Source organism: Bacillus cereus group sp. BfR-BA-01441 (assembly GCF_022663075.1).
Lineage (GTDB): Bacteria > Bacillota > Bacilli > Bacillales > Bacillaceae_G > Bacillus_A > Bacillus_A cereus.
Genome location: NZ_JAKUEU010000475.1, coordinates 1 through 208, shown reverse-complemented (window position 1 = coordinate 208; position 208 = coordinate 1). Strand labels below are relative to the sequence as shown.

Below are 208 nucleotides of genomic sequence, written 5' to 3'. Positions count from 1 at the left end.
CATTTGATAAAGGTAGCATTAAGTCGTTAGATAACCAAGGTGAAAACAACAACCAAGGTGAAAACAACAACCAAGGTGAAAACAACAACCAAGGTGGAAACAACAACCAAGGTGAAAACAACAACCAAGGTGGAAACAACAACCAAGGTGAAAACAACAACCAAGGTGGAAACAACAACCAAGATAATAACACAACAATTGATCCAAA

1 protein-coding gene is annotated in these 208 nt (G+C 37.5%); it reads left to right on the top strand.

Annotated elements, in window-relative coordinates:
* The coding region (locus tag MR107_RS32175) for a hypothetical protein (RefSeq protein ID WP_242293242.1) at window positions 1–208 on the top strand (208 nt) is incomplete at both ends.